The organism is Microcoleus sp. B3-A4 (assembly GCF_036705385.1).
Classification (GTDB): domain Bacteria; phylum Cyanobacteriota; class Cyanobacteriia; order Cyanobacteriales; family Microcoleaceae; genus Microcoleus.
Genome location: NZ_JAUBUI010000234.1, coordinates 1 through 1032 on the forward strand (window position 1 = coordinate 1; position 1032 = coordinate 1032).

Annotated in this window: 1 protein-coding gene and 1 pseudogene; one reads left to right on the forward strand and one right to left on the reverse strand. The window is 45.7% G+C overall.

Translation table 11 applies throughout. The annotated features are described in order from the left end of the window. Window positions 1-65: 65 nt before the first annotated feature. Window positions 66-248, forward strand: a complete 183-nt coding sequence (locus tag QUB33_RS29575) for a 2TM domain-containing protein (protein ID WP_333358297.1) — start codon at window positions 66-68, stop codon at window positions 246-248. 8 nt (window positions 249-256) lie between these two features. Here QUB33_RS29575 and QUB33_RS29580 read toward each other — a convergent pair. Beyond that, window positions 257-490, reverse strand: a pseudogene (locus QUB33_RS29580) (DUF255 domain-containing protein); the annotation flags it as partial. Between the last annotated feature and the right edge of the window lie 542 nt (window positions 491-1032).

Genomic DNA, 1032 nt, shown 5'->3' on the forward strand with positions numbered 1-1032 from the left:
CGTGATGCTCTATCTGCTCATTCTTGTAACTTTTTTATGCCTTCTCTGATTCCCCAATCAAAGACCTGAATCCTTACTTATTTACGATTGCTATAGCAGCAGTGCACGAGCTTGATTGGTCGCTGTTGACTTTACTAAGGTGGGGCTTGGGATTGTCGCTGAATGCTTGGAATGTCGATCGAACTGAAGGAGAAGACTACGAAAAAGCGTTTCAGCGGTGGCGGTTGAAGAAACAGGTGGGATACTGAAAAGCGCTTTTTATCGGTATAAAGTGCGAATTCATGTATTGGACGATCGCGCGATCGCAAAATCCTTCCCCTTCCATCACCCTACACCAGTGGCAGCTAGAGTAGCGAATTGACAGAAAAATCGGTTTATTTTCCCTCCAGGTCATTTCTCAGGCTTCGTCGCACCAGACCCCCCAGTCGATCGGATTTTCGGCGTGTTTTCGCAGATAAAGGGTTTGGGATTGAGCAAGACCGTTGACCACAATCAAATCCACTTGAACTCGTGCGGGGTGAGCTTGTCAGTTCTCTAGCAGTTTAGCGCGAGATGTTTTAGCTGAGTTGCAGCCGATCATCCTGTTTTCATAAGATCGCTGATAATTTAGATGTCAAATGAGTCGATCGTCTCGGAGAACCTTCAATCAACCGCTGGGAAAATTTTTGCTGACTCCGACGGTTCCTCCTGCTGTCCTCAAACAGTGCCAAACTGAATCTGGGAATTGACGGAGTGAGAAAGCCGCTGAAACCTTGATATTTAGAGGGTTTAGGCTCTTGAACCTCCCTCAAGAGAGTAGTAATTATCACAAGTTTATTGACCATTTAAATGGTAGCGAACACGAACGATCGTGATTAGACCCTGCAAAAAGTCTAGAAATTAGCGATCGCACGCACACATTTTTTTGATGACAAGCTACTCAAACCCTTACTGCGTCAAGTATTTCTACTTGCTTCCTGGGGGGGTGACGACCCGCCCCAAACCCATAGTTAGTAAGGATTGAGCCAACTTGTGGTAAAAAAAGATAGGCAG